Source organism: Paraburkholderia sp. J94 (assembly GCF_905220285.1).
GTDB lineage: Bacteria > Pseudomonadota > Gammaproteobacteria > Burkholderiales > Burkholderiaceae > Paraburkholderia > Paraburkholderia tropica_A.
Map to the genome: position 1 here is coordinate 123,165 of NZ_CAJMZH010000010.1, position 23,927 is coordinate 147,091.

The window sequence follows — 23,927 nt, forward strand, 5'->3', positions numbered from 1 at the left end:
TGTCTGACGAATAGACATTTTGTTTCATTTTGTGACAAATGCTGACGCTCGCTTAACTATTTGGATAATTCAGGCTTGGGCCAATGCGTCACCGACGATGCGGCACCCGTCGTCCATTCCATTCAAATTCACCCGTGTCAGAATTTTGCCGCATTCGCCCAGCAGGTACTTCGCGACGAAACCTGGTCAATGCCTCGCGCCACTGCGGCAGATATTTGCCGTCGCTGCGCTGATATGAGAGGCCGGTTCTTTCTCGATTCGCGTTCCCGCTTTCGCGACGCGCCCGGTTTCGCCGAGCGCGCCTGTCCCGATCTCGCGCGCGAATGGCCCGGTTTGCTGCTTGCGCTGGTCGTGGCGTGTTTCGCGCTGTCGTGCACGCGGGTGCTTCATCGCGCGGACCTCGCGTTTTTCGATCTCGCTTCGCGTTCCATTCATCAGATTGCGCCGACGCGCGTGCTGGTCGTTGCGATCGACGACCCAACCGTGGCCACGCTCGGGCATCTGCCAATTTCCCCGAGCGTGCATGCGCGCCTGCTTGATCGCCTCACTGAAAGCGGCGTCGCGGCGGTGGCGATCGTGCCTTGGGGGCGCGCCATCGGCAGCGCATCGACGGCCGATCTGATGCCGCTCGTCGCCGCGGTTCGACGCAACGGCAAAGTGGTGATTCCCATTCCAGAACCGCACACGCGCGGCGACCAATTGCTGGTGAGCGCGAGTTATGGCGAGGCGTTTGCCCAGGTGCGGCAGGACAGCGACGGTCTTTATCGCAGCGTGCAGCTCTGGTCGGGCGCGCAAGAGGGGCACGCTCATCTCGCGGCACTCGTGCTGCGCGCGGCGGGCGAAACGGTGCCCGATTGCAGCGCGGACGATAAAGCGAACGAGCGTGATGGAGGCCGAGGTTGCGTGCGCTATGTGCCATTGGGCACTGCGCCGTCGTTCGACAGGGTGTCGTATCGCGATGTGCTGCAAGGGCGCATTCCTGCCAGTGTTCTGCGCGGCCAGGTCGTATTGATCGGCGTGACGGCCAGCGGTTATGACGAGCGGCTGCCAACGCCGCTGATCGATGGGACATCGCTGAGCGTGGTCGAATTCCTCGCGGAAGCCACCAATGCGCTGGCGACGTCCACGCTCGTCAAGCCCGCGCGTTTCTGGCAACAGCTTTTATTCGATCTCGGCGTCGTGCCGCTGCTCTGGATTGCGCTGTACTTGCTCGGGCCGCGCTGGAGCCTGTGCGTTTCGGCTGGGCTCGCGTGCATGAACCTGTTCGCGGCGTGGCTTGGCATGCGATTCGGGCATGTCTTCCTCGCACCGGCGGCCGGCGCCGTGACCGCGCTGGTCGCGTGGCCACTCTGGGCGTGGCGGCGTCAGGAGGCATTGCTCAGCTATCTGTCGCGCGAAACGGCGAGGTCGCTGCGCGAATCCACCTTGCCGGAGGGCTCGACGCGCATTCGCCGCTTTGTCGATCCGATCCAGCATCGGCTGGAACTCATGACCTCGCTAGTGGAGCGCGTGCATCGTTATCGTGAACTGGTCGCGGACTGGGTGGATACGCTGCCGGAAGCCACGCTTGTGGCCGATCGAGAGGGCGTCGTGCTGCTCGCCAATGCCCAGGTCATCGCCTTGTCGACGCATCCCGATGATAAGGATGTCAAAGCATCGCCAACCGGGCGTCAGGCCGCCGATGTGCTGTTCGAAATTACCGCGTCGCATCGTGCCGTCGATTTCGCGCAGCAGGCCTTGTCGCTGCTCGACTTGCAGCGCGCGGGCCGGCCCTGGCCGGTGAGCGCCGCGAGCGTGCTGTCGCAGGGAATCGAAATTACCAGTGCGCGCGACGGGCGCTCGTTGCTGATCAAATGCGCGCCGATTCGTCCCGGCGCGGGCCGAAGCAGTGCGCTGATTTTCTATGTCACCGACCTGTCGTCGATTCGCCGCGCCGAACGCCAGCGCGACATGGCCTTGCGTTTCATGTCGCACGATATGCGCGCGCCTCAAGCGGCCGTGCTGGCGCTTGTCGAGCAGGTGCGGCAAGACCCGCCGCGCCTCACGCAAAGGCAGTTCGTCGAACTCGTCGAGCACTATGCGACGACGGCCTTGAGCCTCTCCGACGACTTCTTGTTCCTCGCGCGCGCCGAATCGGTCGCGCCGAATCTTAGCCGGGTGGACCCGGCTCTGGCGTTGGGCGATGCGGTTGACGACTTCTGGCCGCAGGCCAGCGCCAAATCGATCGATGTCAATCTGATCGCCGAGCCGGGCATCAACACGATCGCCGACGCCCAATTGCTGCGTCGCGCGTTCGGTAATCTGATTGGCAACGCCATCAAGTACAGCCCGGCGTCGTCGGCGATCCGCGTGCGTTTGTCGGTGGCGGGCAATCACTTCAAGGTCTCGGTGGTCGATCAGGGAATCGGCATCGCGGAACTCGACCGGCAGCGGCTATTTCTCGAATTCGGCCAACTCGACACCGCGAGGCCGCATTCCGGTCATGGGTTGGGGCTGGCGTTTGTGAAGTCCGTGGTCGACGCCCTGGGCGGCAGTGTTTTTGTGCGCTCGACCGCAGGAAAAGGCACGGTGTTCACGGTGCGTCTGCCGAGGTTCGATTAAATGTTTGCCGTTGCAGCGGAAAGGTTTTTTGGTTTGAACGGAAGTCTGGGATTCAAAGCATGCATATTTTAATTGTCGAAGACGATCCGATTCAGGCGCAGGCCGTTTCGGGCGTGTTGTCGCGACATAACTTCAGCGTCAGTGTGGTGAACGACGGCGAAGCGGCGATTGGTTTTCTGAAAACCGAAACGGTCGATGCGGTGTTGCTCGACTGGCATTTGCCCGGCATGAGCGGCGTCGAAGTCTTGCACTGGATACGCCATGTCGCTTGCGCGGAATATGGCGTGCTGTTTTTGACCAGTCGCGTTCAGGAACTCGATGTCGTTCGTGCGCTGGAGGAGGGCGCCGACGATTATCTCGCCAAGCCGTTCCGTTCCGATGAACTCGTGGCGCGCGTGCATGCACTGGTGCGCCGCGTCGTGCGGAACGCGAACAACAAAATCATACGGGCGGGCGAATACGTCGTGGATCAACAGTCGAGAAGCATTGCACTGCGCGGTAGTGAAGTCTCGCTAACGACAAAGGAATTTCAGCTTGCCGCGACGCTGTTCAATAACCTCGGCAAAATCCTTTCGCGTGAATTGCTTGCCATGACCGCATGGGGACGCGAACTCGGTGCCGAATCGCGCTCGCTCGACACGCATATTTATCGCATCAGGCAGAAGTTGAAGCTTCGTCCTGAGAATGGCGTGCGGCTGAGTTCGGTCTATACGGCGGGTTATCGTCTTGAATCAGTCGCGCAGCCGGTGGCCGGGTCTGAGACGTAAAAGGCGGGAATAAAGAGGGAAAAAGACGGCCGGAGTATGGCGTTCCGGCCGGAAAGACGCAGCGACGGGGTTCGCTACGCCGAGAGAAAGTGATTAAATCTCCATCGATATTGAATGCGCTAGTTCAGACGCATTAAACGCATTCGCCGACAATAACCCGATCTGCGCTGAGGTTCGCGGCAGTTGCCATGGTTTCATCAAGCCGATATCCAACGGTATAAACCGAGGACAATCGCAGACGATTTTCCGGGCGCAATTGCAACTTCTGGCGGATACGGTAGACATGCGTATCGAGTGAACGCGAGTCCATTTCCCGCCCCCACGCCGACATGGCCAGCATGTCGCGCGACATGACCTTGCCGAGATTGTTGAACAGCGCGGCCGCCACGTCGTATTCCTTCGGCGTGAAGTCGATCGCCTGACCGTGCAGCGACACGGTTCGGCTTTGCCGATCGAGCACATACTCGCCAGCCTTGATCAAATTCTGCGGCGTGCCATTGCGCGCTGAGCGACGGGTGAGTGCCTTCATTCGCGCCGCCAGTTCGTCGGGGCGGAAGGGCTTGGTCAGATAATCGTCGGCGCCCGCGTCAAGCGCGCTGACGACATCGCATTCCTCCACGCGGCTCGTCAATAACAGCACGCCGTAATTACCGCCTACGCCGTTTCTGATCCAGTTAAGCACATCGATTCCCGACATTTTCGGCAAATGCCAGTCGAGTACGACGGCATCGATCGGTTGCGTCCGCAATGCCCGGATCGCGCTTTCGCCATCTCGCGCGAAGTGCACGGCATAACCCAGCCGCGACAGGACATCCGCGACTCCGTCGGCCTGAACGGGATCATCCTCCACCACCAGAATGTGCACCGGATCATCTCCTTGTCGTGATGCGCTAATGCACGCGACGAAATCATATTGGCGGGGCGGATATTCGTTTGTGAACAATTGTGAACTTTTGGGTGACATTGTGGCCGGCGCATGCGGATTGATTGTTTTGGCCTGCCTTATTGCGATGATCGTCCGTTCGGTTAATCCGCTTATTCGCTCGTTTCGGCGCTGTTTTAGTGCGATTTTTACCAATCCGAAAACGCATTCCAAAAACTTCCCAGATATTTGTGTTTTCTGAACAACACCACGCAGTTGCGCGGGTGGAAGGAATGCGTTATTCGCGCGAAAACGGGCTCTAACGCTGTGATGCGCGGTAGTTACGCCAATTTCCCGCTTCCCCCCGTTTTTTGATTCCGTCCGTTGGCGTCCCCTGAATTCTTTCTGAATGTGACAAAAGTTCAGTTTTTATTTCCCGGCTCTCCCAATAAGATTCGCTGCCGGAAGTTGTTGTAGGGATTGGAAAGTACACCGTCGATCACTTTGTATGACTCGAAGCGCATATAACGCGCATCGGAGTCACGACGGCTCACGCGCCTCAAGCGCTGACATCAAAAAATTAAATTCGACCGCGCGCTAGTTGTGGTTTGACCGCTTGCCACTGATGGACAGATGAGTTGAAGGGAATTCATCGAGCATCTCATTTAGATAGCGTTACTAACTAATAGCCAAATTAATCGGGTGACCGACCATCTGGAGTGTGGTTTTCATGACTGGCATAAATCAACAGAATCTCGAACAAAGCCGGAAGAGAAAGGCGACGCCGCTCAAGCTGCGTCCGATCGTATCTGTCGTGGGTCTTGTGCTCGCGGCTGCTCCGGGCGTTGCTATGGCTGCAACTACCGGTGACGTCATCGTCAATGCAACGAATTGCTCAGCCAGTACCGCGTCCGACAATGGAACCAGTATTGGTTGTCAGACTGTCGCTGGGAGCGGTGGTACGGCCTTGGGCTTCGCGGCTGACGCGGAGGGCTTTAATAGCGTGGCGCTCGGCGAACATTCGACGGCCACTGCTCAATACGGTACAGCCGTCGGTCCCCGGTCAAATGCATCTGGAGACTATTCGACCGTGCTAGGCGCAATGTCAACGGCGAGCGCGGACAGTTCGATCGCAATAGGTAATGGTGCGACGGCATCGGCCCAATACGGCATCGCCATCGGCAACGCCGCTCTAGCGACCGACGTTTCCACGACCGCACTCGGCGCCGGCGCAATCGCAAGCGCGCTCAACGCGTCAGCACTCGGCATCAACGCGAGCGCGACCGGACAGTTCAGCACCGCACTCGGCGGCACCGCCACTGCGAGCGGCACGACTTCGGCGGCCTTCGGCTACGCAGCCGTCGCGGCAGCAGCGGGCGCGACCGCAATGGGCCCGTTGGCGCAAGCGCTTGCCGCGGAGACCGTGGCGTTCGGCAATGCCGTCACCGTCGCGGCGGCGGCAGGAACCGGCTCGATCGCCGGCGGCCACAACTCGCAGGTGACGAGCGGCACGGGCGCAGTCGCGCTCGGCGAAGGCCAGACGGCGAGCGGCAACGGCGCGGTCGCCATCGGCGATCCGAACACGGCAACGGGCGACGGCGCAGTGGCGATCGGCGCGAACAACACGGCGACCGGCCAGGGCGCGGTGGCCATCGGCGACAGCACGATCGCCACCGGCATCGGCGCGGTCGCGCTCGGCAACGCATCGGCGGCCAATTCGGCGGGCGGCGTCGCTATCGGCAATGGCGCAACGGTGGTGGCCGCGGCGACCAACGGCGTCGCGCTCGGCTCGAACGCCGTGGCCAACAACGCCTCGGATGTCGCGCTCGGTTCGAACTCGACCACGGCAGCGCCGCATACCGGCACGTTCGATCTCACGGGCGGCACGGCGGCGGCGACCTCGCCGACCTCGGTCGTCTCCGTGGGCGCGGCGGGCGCAGAGCGTCAAATCCAGAACGTGGCGGCAGGCGTGGTCTCGGCGACCTCGACTGATGCGATCAACGGCTCGCAGTTGTACTCGGTGGCGAGCGCCGCGAACACGACGGGTACGACCGTCGCGGCGGCGCTCGGCGGCGGCTCGGTTTATACGGCGGGCAGCGGCGTTTCCGCACCGAGCTACACGATTCAGGGCACGACGTACAACAGCGTGGGCGATGCGTTCGGCGGCGTGGATACGGCGCTGACCAACATCGAAAACACCATCGATGCCGCCGTGAACGGCAGCGGCATCAAATACTTCCACGCGAACTCGACGCTCGCCGATTCGCAGGCCACCGGCACCGACAGCATCGCCATTGGGCCGGTCGCGGTCGCGTCGGGTACGAGCAGCCTCGCGGCGGGCGACGGCGCGCAGGCCACGGCCACCAATGCGACGAGCCTCGGCGCGCAGACGGTCGTGTCGGTCGCGGACGGCGTGGCGCTCGGCTCGGGTTCGGTCTCCGATCGCGCGGTGCTCTCGGGCATCGGCTCGATCACCGCGGGCAGCGCCGCGATTCCGTACAACACCTCGGACCGCACGCTGCTCGGCGCGGTCTCGGTGGGCGACGCGTCGACCAACACCTATCGCCAGATCATCAACGTCGCGGACGGTACGCAGGCGCAGGACGCCGTCACGGTGCGCCAATTGAGCGGCGCGCTGCAGGCGTTCGCGACCACGACCACGATGTATTTCCACGCCAATTCCACGGCGGCGGATTCGCTGGCCGTGGGCGATCAGTCCATCGCGGTCGGCCCGACCACGGTGGTCAACGGCGATAGCGGCGTGGGCATCGGCAACGGTGCGATCGTCGATTCGACGGCGCCGGGCGGCATCGCCATCGGCGAGAAGGCGGAGTCGGCGCAGGCCGATGCGCTCGCGCTCGGCAGCGGCGCGACGGCAGGCGGCGCGCAGTCGATCGCACAAGGCGCGAACGCGCTCGCCACCAGCGCGGCCGGTGTCGCGATCGGTTCGGGCGCGCAAAGCACGGCGCTCAATGCGGTGGCGATCGGCGCGGGCGCGGAATCGACCTATGCGAACAGCGTGGCGATTGGTGCGGGCTCGATCACGACGGTCGGCGCGCTCAGCAATTACATCGGCTATGGACTGAGCACGCCGAGTTCGTCGGTGGGCGAGGTGAACGTCGGCAATCGCCAGATCACGGGCGTGGCGGCGGGCGTGGCGGCGACGGACGCGGTCAACGTGAGCCAGTTGCAGGCCGTCAACGAGGAACTGCAGACGCTCATCGCCAATCAGTCGGGCAGTTCGTCGAGCAGCGGCACGTTCCCGTCGAACACCACGAGCACGACGACCAGCGCTGCCGCGACGGGTTCGAACTCGTCGGCGGGCGGCTCGGGCGCGGTGGCGTCCGGCGCGAACAGCACGGCGGTCGGCACGTCGTCGACGGCTTCGGGCACGAGCTCGACGGCGATCGGTTCGGGCGCGACCTCGACGGGCAACAACTCGGTCGCCATCGGCGCGGGCAGCACGGACGATGGCCGCACGAATGTCGTGTCGGTCGGCAGCGCCGAATCGGCACGCCAGATCACCAACGTGGCCGCCGGCACGGCGTCGACCGATGCCGTCAACGTGCAGCAGTTGAACAGCGCGATCTCGCAGGCGAACAGCTACACGGACGGACAGATCCAGCAGCTGCGTCACGATGCCGACGCGGGCACCGCGGCCGCGATGGCGGTGGCCGGTCTGCCGCAGCCGTCGGGTCCGGGCAAGAGCATGGTCGCGATTGCGGGCAGCTATTACCACGGGCAATCGGGCCAGGCGATCGGGATCTCGACGATCTCGGAGAACAACCACTGGGTCTACAAGGCCGCTGTGACCACGAATACGCGCAGCTACTACGGCGCGGTGGTGGGCGCGGGCTATCAGTGGTAATCCGGCGCAGGTAATTTCAGCCGGTGCGCGCGAGCGGCGTCTGCATTGATGCAGTTGCCGCTCGCGGCCAACCGGTTCTTCGACATCGAAAGCGATACCGACCATGAAAAACATTTCTATTGCCGCCCAGATTGTTGCGCTAGCAACGACGGCCATGATTGCGGGCTGCGCCGCTCCGCAGAATCCGCCGCGTTTCCCGGATCAGCACGCCGCATCGCCTGCGGGCGGCACCTTTGTGAATGCCACTAATCTGCGCAATATGGGTATCGGTCTGAACAAGGATCAGGTGCGCGATCTGATCGGGCCGCCGCATTTCAACGAGTGGTTCGTCGGCAATCACGTGTGGAATTATCTGTTCGATTTCCGCCGTGGCGATGAAATCGTGTCGTGCCAATATCAGGTGCAGTTCGATCGCCAGATGCAGGTGAGCGCAACGTTCTGGCGCGATCCGGCGTGTGCTGCGTGGGTGAACGGTGCAGCAGCCGAACCGGTTGCCGCGCCCGTCATGCAGAAAGACGCGACCGTCGATGAATTCTCGCTGCAAACCGACGCGCTGTTCGCATTCGGCAAGTCAGATCTCGGCTCGCTTCAGCCTGAAGGCCGCAAGGCGCTCGACGGCGCGGTGGCGCGCATCGGCAAGCATCAGGCCGTGAGCGCCGTGCACGTGGTGGGACACACCGACCGCATCGGCACCGATTCGCTCAATCAGCGCCTCTCGCTCGCGCGTGCGAATACGGTGCGGGATTATCTGGTTGCGCACGGTGTTCATGCCGATGTCATTCACGCCGAGGGCGTGGGGGCGAGTCAGTCCGTGACGCATTGCCCGGCTGGCGAGGGCCGCGAAGTCATTGCCTGCCTGAAGCCGGATCGGCGGGTCACGATCGCTGTCACGGCGCAGCACTAAAACGGTGCGGATTGGCGATGCCGTAGCGATCGTCTATGTCATCGTCGGCAGTCAAACCCCGGTGTTCGGTGAAACTGAACCCGGGGTTATTTTATTTCTGGACGCGTGGCTGATATAAAGAGTTTGCCGAATCGACCGTAAACCAGTGCATACGTTGTTCACGCATCGAGTGGTTCATGCCGTGAGCATAATGATGGTCAGATCGAATAATGCAGACGCGCGGGCCTGAGACAGCCTGCATCCAGAAAAAATGATGAATCGACCCATGACGGAAGACCGGCGCGGCAAGCGAGTTTGGGGAGCGGTATCAGCATGAGCGCCGCTGAACGCCGCGTGCAGCAAGACCCGACGATGCACGTGTTCGAACAGGACAACGGATGGCACTGGGCCATCACGGTTCCGCGTGAAGCGGGCAGCGGATTTCGCGTGCTCACCTATAGCGAGCAGACTTACGCGGATGAGGCCGCAGCCAGCAAGGACGCAGCCGTGGTGCTTCGCGAATTCGAGGCCGAGCTGGCGATCTGAGTCGCCGCCGCATGCATCGTCACTTGCGATATTGCTGAATCAGATCGTCGGTTTGGACTTCGTCGGCGGGCTTACCCAGCAGAAATCCCTGCACATCGACGCCTTGCAAGGTTTTCGCCCACGCGAGTTGCGCTTGCGTCTCGATGCCGGACAGCACGATTTCCTTTCCATTGCCGGTCGCAAATTGCACGAGCGTTTCAATTTTCTTCGTGGCGACGCCATTCGCCGGCACATCGGCCAGAAAAGATCGATCAAACTTGGCGATATCGGCGGGCAATTGCTGTAACAGCATCAGCGAATTGAATGCGCCGCCGAGATCGTCGATCGCGACACGCGCGCCCGTCGCCTGAACCGCGCGAATGGCCTTGTCGAGCTGATCCAGCAGATCGGCCTGTCCCGCATTGGTCAATTCGATTTCGAGGCGCTCGGGCGCGATATCGTAAGCGCGGCACACGTGGCTGATTCGCTGCGCCATATCGCCGTGTGTCATTTCTTTTGCGCTCATATTGATCGCGAGATTCAGTTGCGCATGGCCCGCCGCTTTCCAGCGTTGAAGCATCTGGCCCGCGCGTTCGAAAATCAGCTCGGTGAACGAGGGCGAAAGCGACGAGTCGTCGACGATGCTGAGAAAATGCGCGGGCAGCAGCACGTCGCCATTGTGCCGCCATCGGATCAAACACTCGAATCCCACGAGGCCGATTTCGGGAAGCCGGAATTTAGGCTGATACGCGAAGGAAAATTCATTGCGTTCAAGACCGCGCCGGGCCGACCCCAGATGTCCCGCGTGAGGATGCGCTTCTGTGGCCGCCTCGGGCAGGCGAGCCGCAGTCGAGCGACGCGCCAGAAAACGGGGCTTCATTTATCTGGCCTTATTTCTCGAACACGTGGATAAGCGTCAACAACGCTGAGAGAAAAGCGTAACACAGCAGATGGACGAAAACGGCGCTGCCACGCTGGCAACTGAACGACTGAAGAGAAAAAGCTCAGAAACATGCCGTATTCGATGATAGTGATTGTTGTTTATTGCTCAGTTCTCAGCGGTAATTATCATACGAATAATAAAAAATAGTCGATCGCAAATATATAGATTGACTGAATGTTAACGATTTGGATAATTCGACGTCGCCAGTGAGGCAAGCACGCCTCACGATTATCGCGTTTCTATCGTCCGATGCTTGTGTCAGCGTTTCACCCGATTTTTTCGAAGGCTTCGGCCACGGCGTTTGTTTCTGGCGTTATCGCCGCCGTTGCGCGTGCCGGGTCATGAAACCAAGGTCGGTGATGGGTGCGAGAAATCCTGATCTCGCACGCGAGTGGCCTGCGTTAGTCGCCGTACTCGTCTTGCTGTGCGCGGTCCTGTCGTGCACGAAGGCGCTGCAACGCGCCGATCTCGCTTTTCTCGATATCGCGTCTCACACGGTGCACCGCGTGGCGGCCAAGCCCGTTGTGGTGATCGCCATCGACGATCATACGATCGACGTCATGGGCCGATTGCCGTTCGCGCCCACGACGCACGCCACGCTAATCGACCAGCTTACCGATAGCGGCGCGGCCGCCGTCGCGTTCGCACCCTGGAACCGCGCGATTGGCAGTTTTCCGCCTGAGCGTCTCATGCCGCTCGTGGCCGCGATCCGGCGCAATGGCAAGGTAGTGATTCCGCCTTCTGTGCTGCGTCGAACGGAAGCATCGCTCGCGGCGCACTCGCAATCGAGCGCCGATTTCGCCCGCGCACGCTTCGAGGCTGTGCAGGATTTCGACGGCCTGTATCGCAGCGTGTTCATGCTCTCCGGCGAGGGCCGCTACGACGAACTGGTGGCGACGCAACTGCTGCGCGCGAGCGGTGCGTCGCCTGCGCCTTGCTCGGTGGGTGAAGTTCGGCGCGTGGCCACGGAAGGCGCGGGGTGTCGGCGTTATGTTCCGCTCGGCGCGAAGCCGTCGTTCGAGCGCATTTCCTATGTCGATGCACTGCGCGCGAATGTGCCGCCCGACTTCTTTCGCGGGCGTATCGTGCTGATCGGCGTGACGGCCTATGGCTACGACACACGGCTGGCGACGCCGCTGGTGGGCGGCGAGTCGCTGAACAATATCGAGTTTCTCGCCGAGGCGACCAACGCGCTCGAAACCTCAACGCTGATTCGTCCCGCCAGTACCTGGGTGCAGATGCTGTTCAGCGTGAGCGTCGTGCCGATCGTCTGTCTCGCGCTCTATCTGCTCAGCCCGCGCGCGGGCCTCGTCGCTTCGGTGGGGATCGCGCTCGCGATGGTATTGGCCGCTTATCTTTGCCTCGTGTGCGGGCATGTGCTCGTGCCGCCTGGCGTCGCGCTCACCACCGCGCTCGCGGCTTCGCCGCTTTGGGCGTGGCGGCGTCAGGAGGCGCTGCTCGCGTATCTCGCGCGCGAAGCGCAGCGCTCGCTGCGCGATCCGGCGATGCGCGCCGATGCGGCGTCGCGTCCGACCATGGCGGACCCGGTTCAGCATCGGCTCGACGTGATGACGTCGCTGGTCGGCCGCGTCAATCGTTACCGCGATCTGGTTGCGCAGTGGGTGGACTCGTTGCCCGAGGCGACCTTCGTCGCCGATCGCGAGGGCGTCATTCTGCTCGCGAACGCGCAGGTCACGGCGCTCGCATCGCCATCGGGCACGCAAGCAACGATGCCGTCGCCGGTGGGCCGTATCGTTGCCGATGTGCTATTCGACATCACGGCGTCTCATCGCGCGGTCGAATTCGCAGGGCAGGCGTTGGCGCTGCTTGCGCATTCCGTCGACGATGGCGCGGCGTTCGCGCGCGCGGAAGTGGCGCGCTCACAAGGCATCGAAGTGACCAGCGGCCTCGACGGCCGCGCCTTGTTGATCAAATGCGCGCTGATCCGGGACGAGGACGGTTCGCGTCGCGCGCTGATTTTTCATGTGGCCGATGTGTCGTCGATTCGTCGTGCGGAGCGGCAGCGCGATATGGCGTTGCGATTCATGTCTCACGACATGCGTTCGCCGCAGGCGGCCGTGCTGGCGCTCGTCGAGCAGATGCGCGAAGCGGCGCCGCGCCTGACTGTGCGCCACTTCATCGAACTCGTCGAGCACTATGCGAGAACCGCATTGAGCCTTTCGGACGATTTCCTGTTTCTGGCGCGTGCGGAATGCGTCGGGCCGACACTCGTCTGGGTGGACCCGGCGTTGGTGCTTGGCGATGTCGTCGACGATTTCTGGCCGCAGGCGAGCGCGAAATCGATTGCCGTCGAATTGATCGCGGAGCCCGGATGCAGCGTGATCGCGGATGTGCAGATGTTGCGGCGCGCCTACGGCAATCTGCTTTCGAATGCGATCCGGCATAGTGCTCGCGGCGCGACGATCACGATTCGTCTCACGGAGACTGCGCGTTATTTATTTGCTTCGTTCGTCGATGAAGGCGAAGGCATTTCGGCGCTCGACCGGCGACGGCTGTTCCGCGAGTTCGCGCAGTTCGGCAACTGCGTGGCGCAGTCGGGACACGGACTGGGACTGGCGCTCGTGAAGTCGGTGGTCGAGACCATCGGCGGGCAGGTTTTCGTGCGTTCGAGTTTGGGAAAAGGCAGTGTGTTTACCGTGCGTCTTTTGAAATCGGTTGCCGCGGACGACGAGAGTGCGATGGAATGGAACCCGCGTTGAACCCATATCGGTGAGTGGATAAAGCCGGACGCCTGGTTCCACCTCTATCGATTTTGAATCAACAAGAAGGCAGCAAAACAATCAAGCGTGGTGTCATGCGCCGTCACGCTGTCTATAGGACTTTGGTCCTACGAAGTGCCCCGAGGTGAACGTGTAGTGGGCGAACGGCAGCGGCCGCGCAACGCAAATCGTGCCTTCAGAATGGGGAAAAATGTATACGCTTAATGACGATCTCTGAACCTGGTCGCCGCGCTGAAACCGTTTCAGATATCTGTGTTGCAGCCGCGCAATATCCGACGCCGTCGAATTGAATTGCCATATAGTCTCTGAAAGCAGGCAATCGATTAGAGGCGTCGGATGACCAAGTTACTGATCGACGTTGTGATTTTTCTGGCCTCGGCGCTGATTGCCGTGCCGCTCGCCGTGCGTCTTGGGTTTGGCTCGGTGCTGGGCTATCTGGTTGCGGGCGTCATGATCGGTCCGTGGGGGCTGAAGCTCGTCACCGACATCGACTCGATTCTTCATTTTTCCGAACTGGGCATCGTGCTGATGATGTTCGTGATCGGACTCGAAATGCGCGTCGATGCGCTGTGGTCGATGCGGCGCACCATCTTCGGCTACGGCACCATGCAGATGACCGTCTGCGCGGCGCTGCTGCTGGCCGTCTTCGTGATGCTGGGATTGCCGTGGCGCATTGCCTTGACAGGCGGCCTCGCGCTTTCGCTGTCGTCCACCGCCATGGTCATGTCCGAGCTTCAGGAGCGCAAGCTCATGGAAATGCCCACGGGCCGCGCCGGGTTCGGCATTCTGCTGTTTCAGGACATGGCGGCGATTCCGCTGATCGCGCTGCTGCCGCTGCTCGCGCCGAAGGCCGCCATCGCCGTCTCCGCCGAGCCTGGCTGGCTGGTCGCCGTAAAGGCGATCGCCATGCTCGCGGTCATTGCGCTGTCGGGCCGTTACCTGCTGCATGTCGTGCTGCGCGTGATCTCCAGCATTGGCGTGCCCGAGATTTTCACCGCGTTTGCGTTGCTGTGGATCGTCGGCATTGCATTGCTCATGCAGACCGTCCATCTTTCGATGTCGCTGGGCGCGTTCGTGGCGGGCGTGCTGCTCGCAGATTCGGAATACCGGCATCGGATCGAAGTCGAAATGGCCCCATTCAAGGGGCTCTTGCTCGGCTTGTTTTTTATTGCCGTCGGCATGTCGATCGATTTCGGCATCTTGATGCGCGAGCCGGTGCGCGTGGCGGTGCTCGTGGTGGCCGTGGTCGGCATCAAAACGCTCGCGCAATGGCTGCTCGCCAACCGGTTCGGCGTGCCGGCTTCGCAACGCTCTTACTTTGCCATCCTGCTTTCGCAAGGCGGCGAATTCGCTTTTGTCGTGATGGCCGCGTCGCTGGCGGCCGGTGTCGTCGATCAGCGCCAGTCGTCACTGGTGACCGTGGTCGTCGCGTTGTCGATGGTGTCGACGCCGTTGCTGCTGCTGGTGCATCGCCGGCTTTTGCAGCCATTCGTCAGTCGTGAATTCGGATAATGCGGCCCGATTCAAACCACCGCTCGCGCTCGTTGGCGAAACAGAAAATCTGCTGCGAGCGCGATCGAGTGTGGGTTGCCGCACATTCCGGCGGTCAAAATTTCCAGAAAAAATCCAGGAAGCTGATTGTCACGCGGAATTTCTTCCCTATACTTTCCTTTGCGTAAGCAGAAGCGGCCAGATGTAAAGATGAACTGGCGAACGTCCTGCACATGGGTTAAGTAGCCATTGATCGAAAAGATCGGGCTGACGACATGTCGTGCTGGCGGAGATCAGTATGCTCAGAGCAGACATCGAGAACGAAAAACTCACGATTAAAGCGCTCCCGATCATGGCGCGTTTCTGCCAATCCAATTATCCGATGAGCGCGCGCGTGAAAGGCGGCTCGTGGGAGTCCCCATGAATACGCCGGCATCGGTGGTCTTCGTCGTGGACGATGATGAGCACGTCCGCAATGCCTTGTCCCGTTTGCTGCGCTCGAACGGCTATTGCGTGCAGGCCTATGAAAGCGCGAGTGCGTTCATGCACGGCGCGGACTTGCGACGCGCGCCCGCGTGCCTCTTGCTCGACCTCCAGTTGCCCGATCTGAGCGGCATCGAGTTGCAGCGCCAGCTCGACGGCAGGATACCCATCATATTCATTTCAGCGCACGGCGATTTCGGTCCCGCCATCGCGGCGATGAAGGCTGGCGCCATGGACTTCCTCATCAAACCCGTCCATGAGTCGGTGCTGTTCGAGGCCACCGAGCGCGCGCTCGAATGCGCGAGGCGTTGCTTTGAGCAACGCGAACTCAGCGAGGAAATCCAGCGTCGCGTCGCGACCTTGACGCCGCGCGAACGCGAGGTCATGGCGCTCGTGGTGTCGGGCCGCGCCAACAAGATCATCGCGTGCGAACTGGGCGCGGCGGAGAAAACGATCAAGATTCATCGGGCGCGTGTGATGGAAAAGATGGGCGCGGATTCGCTGGCGAATCTGGTTCATCTTCACTCGCATTGCGATCTGATCGATCCACCTGCACCGTCGCGTCGACGCACGGACGCCAGCGATGCCTGGCATGCCGCCGACGCACGCGCGGTTCCTCTCGCCTGATCCGGACTGACCAGCACAAGGGTTGCTATTTTCCGCAGAGATCGCCTGGCGCAGCGCAGGGGAAAGCAACATGGACTGGAATCGCTGGTACAGCCTGAAAAGCTATCTCAAGACGTCGCTGTGGACGGTGCCGCTCATCGCTGTCGCGATCTATATGGTGGTGAAGCCGTCGACGGAAATGTTCGGAAGATGGTTGGTCGCCAGAGGAATTCTCGATCCGAAGAACGGCTTGTTCGGGCTCACGATGACGGGTGCGCGGTCGCTGGTCGGCGACATCGTGTCGGCCGATATGGCGTTTCTGGTGTTCACGTTCGGGTCGCTGCTCGTCGCGATCCAGGTCGCTGGCGGTCAATACACGCCGCGCATCATCGCCACCACGCTGCTGTGTGACAACATTATTCGCGGCGTCTCTGGATTGTTCGTCTTCACATTGCTGTTCGCCAATAGAACGCTCGCCTTGATGGGAGAGAACGAGGTGCACCAGCTTCAGGTGTTCCTCGCCGCGTTATTCGGGTTCGCTTCCGTCGTTGCGTTTCTGTTCCTGATCGATTACGCCGCGAAGTCGCTGCGGCCCGTGAGCCTCGTCGCGCGCGTGGGCCAGCACGGCATCAAGGTGATCGACAGCGTGTATCCGTTTCCGGCGGCGAGTGGCGTGATGGCGTTGGAAAGCGGCAGCGCGCGCGGAACACCCGATCGCGTCGTGATTCATCGCGGCAAACCGGGCATCGTGCTGGCCGTGAATCTGGAGCGCCTCGTCGCCAAGGCGCGGCGCACGGATTCGGTCATCGAATTCGTGCCGCAAGTCGGCGATTTCGTTTCCGTGGATGAGCCGCTATTCTTTCTCTATGGCAGCAACGTCGGCGTCGTTGATGAAAAGCGGCTGCGTTCGCAGGTCGCTTTTGGGTCGGAGCGCACGATGGAGCAGGACCCCGTGTTTGCGTTTCGCATCCTCGTGGATATTGCGCTGAAAGCGTTATCGGCCGCTATCAACGATCCGACCACGGCGGTGCTGGCGATCGATCAACTGCAACGGCTGCTGCGGATAGTGGGCAAGCGCTCCCTGCATACCGAGGAAATTGCGGACAGTGCCGGGCATCCGCGCGTGATTTTGCGCACGCCGGACTGGGAAGATTTTGTACACATCGCTTTCCGCGAAATACGGCAGTGCGGCGCGGGCAGCATTCAAATCGCGCGGCGTCTGCGCGCGGCGATCGACAATCTGCTGCAAAGCTTGCCGGAGCATCGTCACGAAGCCTTGCTCATCGAGTTATCGTTGCTCGACCGTGCGATTGCCGGGAAGCATCTGTTTCCCGAAGACCTCGCATTGGCGCGCATTCCCGATTCGCAGGGGCTCGGCGGGTCGGCCAGCTTGCGCGGGTCGAATTAGCTATTTGCGAGGCCACCATGCGCAAACTCATCGCGGGCATCGTCGAATTCCGGGAAAAGCGTTTGCCGGATTACGCGGATAAATTCAGCAAACTCGCGTTGGGCCAAACGCCGGATACGCTGTTCGTCACTTGCGCGGATAGCCGCGTGGTGCCCGATCTGCTGGCCTCGACGCTTCCCGGTGAGCTATTTACGATGCGCAACGTCGGCAACCTGATTCCCCCGGCGACGACCGACGGCATCTCGACCGGCGATCTTTCCGAAGCCAGCGCGATCGAATATGCGGTGCTGGTGCTAAAGGTCGCGAATATCGTCGTGTGCGGGCATTCCGAATGCGGCGCGATGAAAGCCGTGTTTTCGCGCAGCGCCAAACTCAAATCGCCGAACCTCGATAAGTGGCTGTGCCACGCGCACAACGCCGCGTTTCGTCTGGAGCAGGAAGGGCCGCTCGACGCCAGCCTGAAGCCGCACGATCAATTATCGCAACTCAACGTGCTCGTGCAGATCGAGCACCTCATGACCTATCCGATCGTTCGTCAGCAGGTCAATGCAGGCGCGCTCGTCCTGAGCGGCTGGTGGTTCGATATCGCGAAGGGCGACATGTACGCCTATGAGCGACTGAGCCGGTCATTCCAGGTCATCGATCGCGAAATGGGTGAGCGGATGATTTCGCGTCTCGCTTCGCGCGCGCGATGATGCGGCGAGCCACGCCTCCGCGTGACGGGGGAGACCATGAAGACTCAGGACATTCAGGAAGTGATCCGCGAAATTGCCGCCTTGACGGCAACGTCGGAGGACGTCGTCGCGCAGATGTACGCGGAGGCGTTCGAGGCTTTTCGCAAGGATGCGCGCGTTCTCGACTATATACCGCTGCTTGCGGCAAAGCGCGTGCGCGAGGCCTTACGAGGCGCGTCGAAATTGCGCGCCGATAACGAGTGAATCGGAGCGAATCGGAATGACTCGCGCGGACACCGCTCGTCCAGCGCTTCACCAGGCCGCTCGCCGGGGTTCATGATGCCACGATCGCATCGGCTGTCTATCGGCCGATGGTCCTATAGAGAAAGGCGGCGAAGGTCTGCACGATGCAGTTTGTGCGAATGCACAAGGCGGGGGAGATAGCGCCGAGACGGCCGAAATGGCCGTTTCGGCCAGTTGGTGTAACGAATCTGTCACATGCGTCTGCCAGGGTGTACCGAGGCGGATGAGGGGCGGGACTGCATCGCAACAAAGTTTCCACCCGATTCATTCATAAGTATTCCTTTCATTTTGGCGCTATTCAAAAGACGCGCTGATCTGCGGCCGTCGCGCGGTATCGCTGACGTATTCAACCGCTCGAACCGTCATGCGGCGGACCTGTTCTCCTCCTTTCAATTGCGGCCCGGAAGGTGATGCAATGACCGACATAGCCAATCAATACGCGCGTTACCAGGAAGTCGGCGACAAGGTTTCGAGGCTTTTCGCCAAACGATGGGACGTGGCGCTCACGCAATTCAATCAGCGTTGCAGCGATGCGGCGCAGCGGCTCAGCGAGACCGGCACGCCGGACAGCGCATGGAATCCCTGGAACGGTTATCGCTACGCGATGGATATGGCCGAGCGTTCCGTCCTCTTCTGGGACACCTTGCGCCAGCGGGGAAATGGTTTCGTCGATCAAACGCGTCAAGATCTTCAGCCGGTTCTGCATTTCCGCCATGAACTCGTCGTCGATGGCCGGCAACTGGTGCGGCCCGTCAATTACGCGCTCGTGCGTTTGCTGCCGCCCGACGGCGTGGTCATCGATGCTCGCAAACGTCCTTATGTGATTATCGATCCGCGCGCGGGGCACGGTCCCGGCATTGGCGGCTTCAAGGACGATTCGCAGGCGGGCGTGGCGCTCAAGGCCGGTCATCCCGTGTATTTCGTGATCTTTTATCGCGACCCGGAGCCGGGCCAGACGCTGCTCGATGTGTGCGCGGCCGAAAAGCAGTTCATCGCGAAGGTGTGCGAGCTGCACCCGGACAGCGCGAAGCCGGCGATCGTCGGCAATTGCCAGGGCGGCTGGGCCGCGATGATGCTCGCGAGTTCGGACCCGGACCATACGGGGCCGCTCGTCATCAACGGTGCGCCGATGTCGTACTGGAGCGGCGCGTGGAGCGAAGGCGAGGGCGACAATCCCATGCGTTACTCGGGCGGCATGCTGGGCGGCAGCTGGCTGGCTTCGCTGAGTGCGGATCTCGGCAACGGCAAGTTCGACGGCGCCCATCTCGTGCAGAACTTCGAGAACCTCAATCCCGCCAACAGCTTCTGGGACAAGTACTATCACCTGTTCGACAACATCGATACCGAGCCGCCGCGCTTCCTCGATTTCGAGCGCTGGTGGGGCGGCTATTACCTGATGAACCGCGAGGAGATCGAGTGGATCACGCGCAATCTGTTCATCGGCAACGCGTTGTGGTCGGGCGACGTGCGCGGGCTCGACGGCGCAGCCTTCGACCTGCGGGCCATCAAGTCGCCGATCATTCTGTTCGCTTCGCTCGGCGACAACATCACGCCGCCGCAACAGGCCTTCAACTGGGTCGCCGACGTCTACGGCAGCACGGAGGAAATCAAGGCGCGCGGCCAGGTCATCGTCGGGCTCGTGCATCAGAGCATCGGCCATCTCGGCATATTCGTGTCGGGCAAGGTGGCGAAAAAGGAGCACCAGCAGATCGCCTCGGTGCTGGAGGCGATTGAAGCGTTTCCGCCGGGCCTTTACGGCATGGAAATCGGCGAGGAGAAAGACAGCGAGGGCAAGCCGCACTACGAGGTGACGTTTCGCGAGTATCGACTCGAAGAAGTCACCGAGCGGCTGAACCGTTTCGAGCGCGTCGACGAACAGCCGTTCGAAGCGGTCAAGCGCGTGTCCGAATTGAATCAGCGCGCGTACGAGATGATGCTGCAGCCGTGGGTGCGGGCGCTCTCGAACGAATCGACGGCGCATCTGCAACGGCAGTTTCACCCGCTGCGCGCGCAACGCTGGGCGTTGTCGGATATGAATCCGTGGCTCGCCTGGCTCGGACCGGCGGCGCACACGATCAAGACGAAACGGGATGCACAAGCGGCTGAAGCGCCGCCTGCGAGAGCGTTCGAGCACTATGGATCGCAGATGATCAGCGCGTCGCTCGACTTTTATCGCGCGCTGCGCGACGCGATGACCGAGAGCGCGTTCTTTTCGTTTTACGGCAATCTGCCCGTCGACGATCACGGCGGCGATGCGCCAGCGCGGCACCCCGAATCGACCGATAATCCGCGCGATCTGCCTTTCGTAAAAGACGCCCTGGCGTCGATCAACGAGGGCGGTTACACGGAGGCGCTCGCCCGCGCCGCGTGCCTGCTCGCGCGCCGAGGCGAACCGCTGCCGCTCGCGCGGCTTGCGCTGAAGCGTGAACTCGCGAAGGATTACGCGGCGTATCTGCCGTCGCTGCCCGAGGATCAATGGCGACGCGTGCGCGGCGAGCAGGAAATCATCGTGCGCTATGAGCCGGACGCGGCGCTCGCGACGCTGCCGCATCTGCTTCAGGACAGGAAGGATCGCCAGAAGCTGCTCGAACTGGCTGAAAAACTGCTGGCCGATCGACGTGTTCAGGATGCCGAACCATCATCGGCGCAGCTTGCCATGCTCGATACGATCCGCGCGTTGTTGCCGATCGAGCGCGCGTCCGCCTCGCGATCCACCGCTGCGAAGCCTGCCGTGACCGAGACGTCGTCGGACCATACGGAGCTCGGACGCAAGGAGACACTGTGAATCGTGAACACGAAAAGTACGACCGGCTGATCGACTATTGCCGGTCTCTGCCGCCGCTGGCGACCGCCGTGGTGCATCCGTGCGATCGAAGCTCGCTCGAAGGCGCGTTGCAGGCGAAAACGCTCGGTCTGATCGCGCCGATTCTCGTGGGGCCCCAAGGGCGCATCGAGGAGATTGCGGAGTGCGAAGATCTCGACATCACCGGCTGCGCCGTCGAGGATGTGCCGTACAGTCACGCGGCCGCCGCGCGAGCCGTCGAACTGGTGCGCGAGGGGCGCGCCGAGGCGCTGATGAAAGGCAGCCTGCACACCGACGAACTGATGGGCGCCGTCGTCAGCCGCGAGGGCGGCTTGCGGACGGCGCGCCGCGTGAGTCATTGCTTCGTGATGGATGTGCCGGGGCACGAAAGCGCGCTGATCATCACCGATGCCGCCATCAATATCGCGCCGACGCTGGCCGAGAAGGGCGATATCCTGCAGAACGCGATCGATCTGGGGCACGCGCTGCGTCTGCCTGAAGTGCGCGTGGCGCTGCTCTCGGCGATGGAGACGGTCAATCCGAAAGTGCCGTCCACGATCGAGGCCGCTGCCTTGTGCAAGATGGTCGATCGCCGCCAGATCCGCGGCGCGCTCGTCGACGGCCCGCTCGCGCTCGACAATGCGATCGACCCCGAAGCCGCGCGCATCAAGGGCATCGTTTCGCCGGTCGCCGGGCGCGCCAACGTCCTCATGGTGCCCGATCTCGAAGCGGGCAACATGCTCGCCAAGAGTCTGTCGTTTCTCGCCGGCGCGGATGCCGCCGGCATCGTGCTCGGCGCGCGCGTGCCGGTGATCCTGACCAGCCGCGCGGATAGCGTGATTACGCGGCTCGCCTCATGCGCCGTGGCGTCGCTCGTGGCCGAAAAGCGCAGGGAAGATGCGCGGGTGACGGGGTAAAACATGGCCGACGTTATTCTCGTGCTCAACGCGGGCTCGTCGAGCATCAAGTTCCGCGCGTTTCGTGTCGATGGCGGCGAGCTGGCGCTCGTGACGCGCGGTCAGATCGACGGGCTCGGTTCCATGCCGCGCTTCGTCGCGTTCGATGCGCAAGGCCAGCCGACCGGCGACAAGGATTGGGGATCGAGCGGTATCGGTCACGACGAGGCCGTCAGTTATATCGGCCAGTTCCTGCGCGAGCATCGCGACGGCCATCGCGTCGTCGCTGTGGGGCATCGTGTGGTGCACGGCGGCCGGACGTTCTCGAAGCCCGTGGTCGTCACGCCGGAGGTGCTGGACGAACTCGATTCGCTCACGCCGCTCGCGCCGCTGCATCAGCCTCACAACCTGAAGCCCATTCGCGTGATTGCCGCGCGCAATCCCGACGTGCCGCAGGTCGCGTGCTTCGACACCGCGTTTCATGCCACGCAGCCCGCGCTGGCCTCGACGTTCGCGCTGCCGGCGGCGTTGACGGAGCAAGGCGTGCGCCGCTATGGCTTCCACGGCCTCTCCTACGAGTACATCGCGCGAACGTTGCCGGACGCTGCGCCCGCCGCCGCGAAGGGCCGCACGGTGGTCGCGCACCTCGGCAATGGTGCCAGCCTGTGCGCGCTGGACGCGGGCCGCAGCGTCGCGAGCACGATGGGGTTCACCGCGGTCGATGGATTGCCGATGGGCACGCGCAGCGGCAATCTCGATCCGGGCGTCATTCTCTATCTTCAGGACGAACTGAAGATGGATACGCGTGCCGTGGAGGATTTGCTGTATCGACGCTCGGGGCTGCTCGGCGTATCGGGTATTTCCGGCGACATGCGCACGCTGCTCGCGAGCGACGATCCCCGGGCGCGCTTTGCGATCGACCTGTACACGTATCGGATCGGCCGCGAGTTGGGATCGCTCGCGGCCGCGATGCAGGGACTCGATGCGCTGGTTTTCACGGCGGGCATTGGCGAACATTCGCCGGAAATTCGGCAACGGGTTGGCGAGCTTGCGCGCTGGTTCGGTGTTGAATTGGACAGGAATGCCAATGAATCGGGCGGGCCGTGTATCAGTGCGGCGTCGAGCAAGGTATCGGTCTGGGTCATTCCGACCAACGAAGAACTCATGATCGCCCGTCATACGCGCGAAGCGACGGGTATCGCGTGAATCCGCATCACGGCCATAGGGGAGTCTGATGGACCTGAGCACTCAACATCCCGTTCTCAAGGGCAAGAAAGCGCTGGTGACGGGCATCGCCAACGATTCTTCGATTGCATGGGGCTGCGCGAAAGCGTTTCATGAAGTGGGAGCCGACGTTGCGATCACCTATGCCGACGACAAGACCCGAACCTATGTCGAGCCGCTCGCGACCGCGATCGAGGCGCCGGTGTTCATGCCGCTGAACGTATCGAAACATGAAGAAATGGAAGCGGTATTCGAGCGGATCGCGAGCGAATGGGGCGAACTCGACATCCTCGTGCATTCCATTGCGTGGGCGCCGAAAAACGATTTGCAAGGCGGCCTGCTCAATTGCTCGGCAGAGGGCTTTGCGGCGGCCATGGATATTTCCTGCCATTCATTTGTGCGCATGGCGCGGCTTGCCGCTCCGCTGATGAAGAACGGCGGCTCCCTGTTCGCGATGAGTTATTACGGCGCGAACAAGGTGGTCACCAATTACAACGTCATGGGGCCGGTCAAGGCGGCGCTCGAAGCGTGCACGCGATATCTGGCCTATGAACTCGGCCCGCAGCGTATTCGCGTTCACGCCATTTCGCCAGGGCCGCTGAAAACGCGCGCCGCGTCTGGGTTGAAGGACTTCGATCTGCTGCTGACCGAGGCGGCCGAACGCGCGCCGCTCGGCGAACTGGTCGACATCATGGATGTCGGTTTTACCTGTGCCTGGCTCGCGACGCCGTATGCGCGCCGGTTGTCGGGCGAGACGGTGTACGTCGACGGCGGCGTTCACATCATGGCGTAGATGCGTTCGAACTCGAACATCCGGCGTTCCGCAACGCCTCGTGGGGCGCTTCAGCC

At 62.0% G+C, this 23,927-nt stretch carries 16 protein-coding genes and 1 pseudogene; 15 read left to right on the forward strand and 2 right to left on the reverse strand.

Annotation, left to right across the window (positions count from 1 at the left end; all coding sequences use genetic code 11):
* Window positions 1–75 precede the first annotated feature (75 nt).
* A complete protein-coding gene (locus tag U4Y88_RS22450; RefSeq protein ID WP_321786453.1) occupies window positions 76–2,601 on the forward strand; it encodes a CHASE2 domain-containing protein in 2,526 nt (841 codons plus the stop codon).
* Window positions 2,602–2,660: 59 nt separating this feature from the next.
* Window positions 2,661–3,368: a response regulator transcription factor gene (locus U4Y88_RS22455; RefSeq protein ID WP_224017461.1), complete on the forward strand. Its 708-nt coding sequence runs from the start codon at window positions 2,661–2,663 to the stop codon at window positions 3,366–3,368.
* 133 nt (window positions 3,369–3,501) lie between these two features.
* On the opposite strand, the gene U4Y88_RS22460 is transcribed toward U4Y88_RS22455, so the two are convergent.
* On the reverse strand, window positions 3,502–4,233 hold the full coding sequence (locus U4Y88_RS22460; protein WP_321786455.1) for a response regulator transcription factor: 732 nt from the start codon (window positions 4,231–4,233) through the stop codon (window positions 3,502–3,504).
* 832 nt (window positions 4,234–5,065) lie between these two features.
* Here U4Y88_RS22460 and U4Y88_RS22465 point away from each other — a divergent pair.
* The 3 genes and pseudogenes from U4Y88_RS22465 to U4Y88_RS22475 form a co-directional block, all read left to right on the forward strand.
* Window positions 5,066–8,098, forward strand: a pseudogene (locus U4Y88_RS22465) (YadA-like family protein); the annotation flags it as partial.
* A 103-nt stretch (window positions 8,099–8,201) separates the two neighbouring features.
* Window positions 8,202–9,002: an OmpA family protein gene (locus tag U4Y88_RS22470; protein WP_321786459.1), complete on the forward strand. Its 801-nt coding sequence runs from the start codon at window positions 8,202–8,204 to the stop codon at window positions 9,000–9,002.
* Window positions 9,003–9,314: 312 nt separating this feature from the next.
* Window positions 9,315–9,527 carry a hypothetical protein gene (locus U4Y88_RS22475; protein WP_310632153.1) on the forward strand — a complete coding sequence of 71 codons (213 nt, stop codon included), beginning with the start codon at window positions 9,315–9,317 and terminating at the stop codon, window positions 9,525–9,527.
* 19 nt (window positions 9,528–9,546) lie between these two features.
* Here the strand turns inward: U4Y88_RS22475 and U4Y88_RS22480 are convergent, their stop codons facing one another.
* Window positions 9,547–10,344 carry an EAL domain-containing protein gene (locus U4Y88_RS22480; protein WP_321786710.1) on the reverse strand — a complete coding sequence of 266 codons (798 nt, stop codon included), beginning with the start codon at window positions 10,342–10,344 and terminating at the stop codon, window positions 9,547–9,549.
* Between the two features lie 446 nt (window positions 10,345–10,790).
* On the opposite strand from U4Y88_RS22480, the gene U4Y88_RS22485 reads away from it, so the two are divergent.
* From U4Y88_RS22485 to fabI, 10 genes are all read left to right on the forward strand, one after another.
* The gene (locus U4Y88_RS22485) at window positions 10,791–13,169 is read left to right on the forward strand and encodes a CHASE2 domain-containing protein (protein WP_321786461.1); all 2,379 of its coding nucleotides are present in this window, start codon (window positions 10,791–10,793) and stop codon (window positions 13,167–13,169) included.
* 357 nt (window positions 13,170–13,526) lie between these two features.
* Entirely contained in the window at window positions 13,527–14,702 is a 1,176-nt protein-coding gene (locus U4Y88_RS22490; protein ID WP_310632157.1) for a monovalent cation:proton antiporter-2 (CPA2) family protein, read from the forward strand.
* A gap of 399 nt (window positions 14,703–15,101) precedes the next feature.
* Window positions 15,102–15,791 (forward strand): response regulator transcription factor, encoded by a 690-nt coding sequence (locus U4Y88_RS22495; RefSeq protein ID WP_321786463.1) that lies wholly within the window; start codon window positions 15,102–15,104, stop codon window positions 15,789–15,791.
* Window positions 15,792–15,861: 70 nt separating this feature from the next.
* Complete coding sequence (locus U4Y88_RS22500; RefSeq protein ID WP_321786465.1) at window positions 15,862–17,178, forward strand: DUF2254 domain-containing protein; 1,317 nt, start codon at window positions 15,862–15,864, stop codon at window positions 17,176–17,178.
* A 17-nt stretch (window positions 17,179–17,195) separates the two neighbouring features.
* Window positions 17,196–17,873, forward strand: coding sequence for a carbonic anhydrase (locus U4Y88_RS22505; protein WP_321786466.1), 678 nt, complete (start codon window positions 17,196–17,198; stop codon window positions 17,871–17,873).
* A 60-nt stretch (window positions 17,874–17,933) separates the two neighbouring features.
* A complete protein-coding gene (locus U4Y88_RS22510) occupies window positions 17,934–18,116 on the forward strand; it encodes a DUF3562 domain-containing protein (RefSeq protein ID WP_321786468.1) in 183 nt (60 codons plus the stop codon).
* A gap of 454 nt (window positions 18,117–18,570) precedes the next feature.
* The gene (locus U4Y88_RS22515; protein ID WP_321786470.1) at window positions 18,571–20,940 is read left to right on the forward strand and encodes a DUF3141 domain-containing protein; all 2,370 of its coding nucleotides are present in this window, start codon (window positions 18,571–18,573) and stop codon (window positions 20,938–20,940) included.
* Window positions 20,937–21,875: a phosphate acetyltransferase gene (locus U4Y88_RS22520; protein WP_321786472.1), complete on the forward strand. Its 939-nt coding sequence runs from the start codon at window positions 20,937–20,939 to the stop codon at window positions 21,873–21,875. Before U4Y88_RS22515 ends, U4Y88_RS22520 begins: the two co-directional genes overlap by 4 nt.
* A 3-nt stretch (window positions 21,876–21,878) precedes the next feature.
* Window positions 21,879–23,060 carry an acetate/propionate family kinase gene (locus U4Y88_RS22525; protein WP_321786474.1) on the forward strand — a complete coding sequence of 394 codons (1,182 nt, stop codon included), beginning with the start codon at window positions 21,879–21,881 and terminating at the stop codon, window positions 23,058–23,060.
* 28 nt (window positions 23,061–23,088) lie between these two features.
* Window positions 23,089–23,871, forward strand: a complete 783-nt coding sequence (gene fabI, locus U4Y88_RS22530) for an enoyl-ACP reductase FabI (protein ID WP_321786477.1) — start codon at window positions 23,089–23,091, stop codon at window positions 23,869–23,871.
* Window positions 23,872–23,927 lie beyond the last annotated feature (56 nt).

What these genes read in the sequence shown, in the direction of transcription:
- U4Y88_RS22505 (WP_321786466.1), top strand. Translation starts at nt 17,196, where the DNA reads ATGCGCAAACTCATCGCGGGCATCGTCGAATTCCGGGAAAAGCGTTTG.
- U4Y88_RS22470 (WP_321786459.1), top strand. Translation starts at nt 8,202, where the DNA reads ATGAAAAACATTTCTATTGCCGCCCAGATTGTTGCGCTAGCAACGACG.
- U4Y88_RS22515 (WP_321786470.1), top strand. Translation starts at nt 18,571, where the DNA reads ATGACCGACATAGCCAATCAATACGCGCGTTACCAGGAAGTCGGCGAC.
- U4Y88_RS22525 (WP_321786474.1), top strand. Translation starts at nt 21,879, where the DNA reads ATGGCCGACGTTATTCTCGTGCTCAACGCGGGCTCGTCGAGCATCAAG.
- U4Y88_RS22495 (WP_321786463.1), top strand. Translation starts at nt 15,102, where the DNA reads ATGAATACGCCGGCATCGGTGGTCTTCGTCGTGGACGATGATGAGCAC.
- fabI (WP_321786477.1), top strand. Translation starts at nt 23,089, where the DNA reads ATGGACCTGAGCACTCAACATCCCGTTCTCAAGGGCAAGAAAGCGCTG.
- U4Y88_RS22500 (WP_321786465.1), top strand. Translation starts at nt 15,862, where the DNA reads ATGGACTGGAATCGCTGGTACAGCCTGAAAAGCTATCTCAAGACGTCG.
- U4Y88_RS22455 (WP_224017461.1), top strand. Translation starts at nt 2,661, where the DNA reads ATGCATATTTTAATTGTCGAAGACGATCCGATTCAGGCGCAGGCCGTT.
- U4Y88_RS22490 (WP_310632157.1), top strand. Translation starts at nt 13,527, where the DNA reads ATGACCAAGTTACTGATCGACGTTGTGATTTTTCTGGCCTCGGCGCTG.
- U4Y88_RS22475 (WP_310632153.1), top strand. Translation starts at nt 9,315, where the DNA reads ATGAGCGCCGCTGAACGCCGCGTGCAGCAAGACCCGACGATGCACGTG.
- U4Y88_RS22485 (WP_321786461.1), top strand. Translation starts at nt 10,791, where the DNA reads ATGAAACCAAGGTCGGTGATGGGTGCGAGAAATCCTGATCTCGCACGC.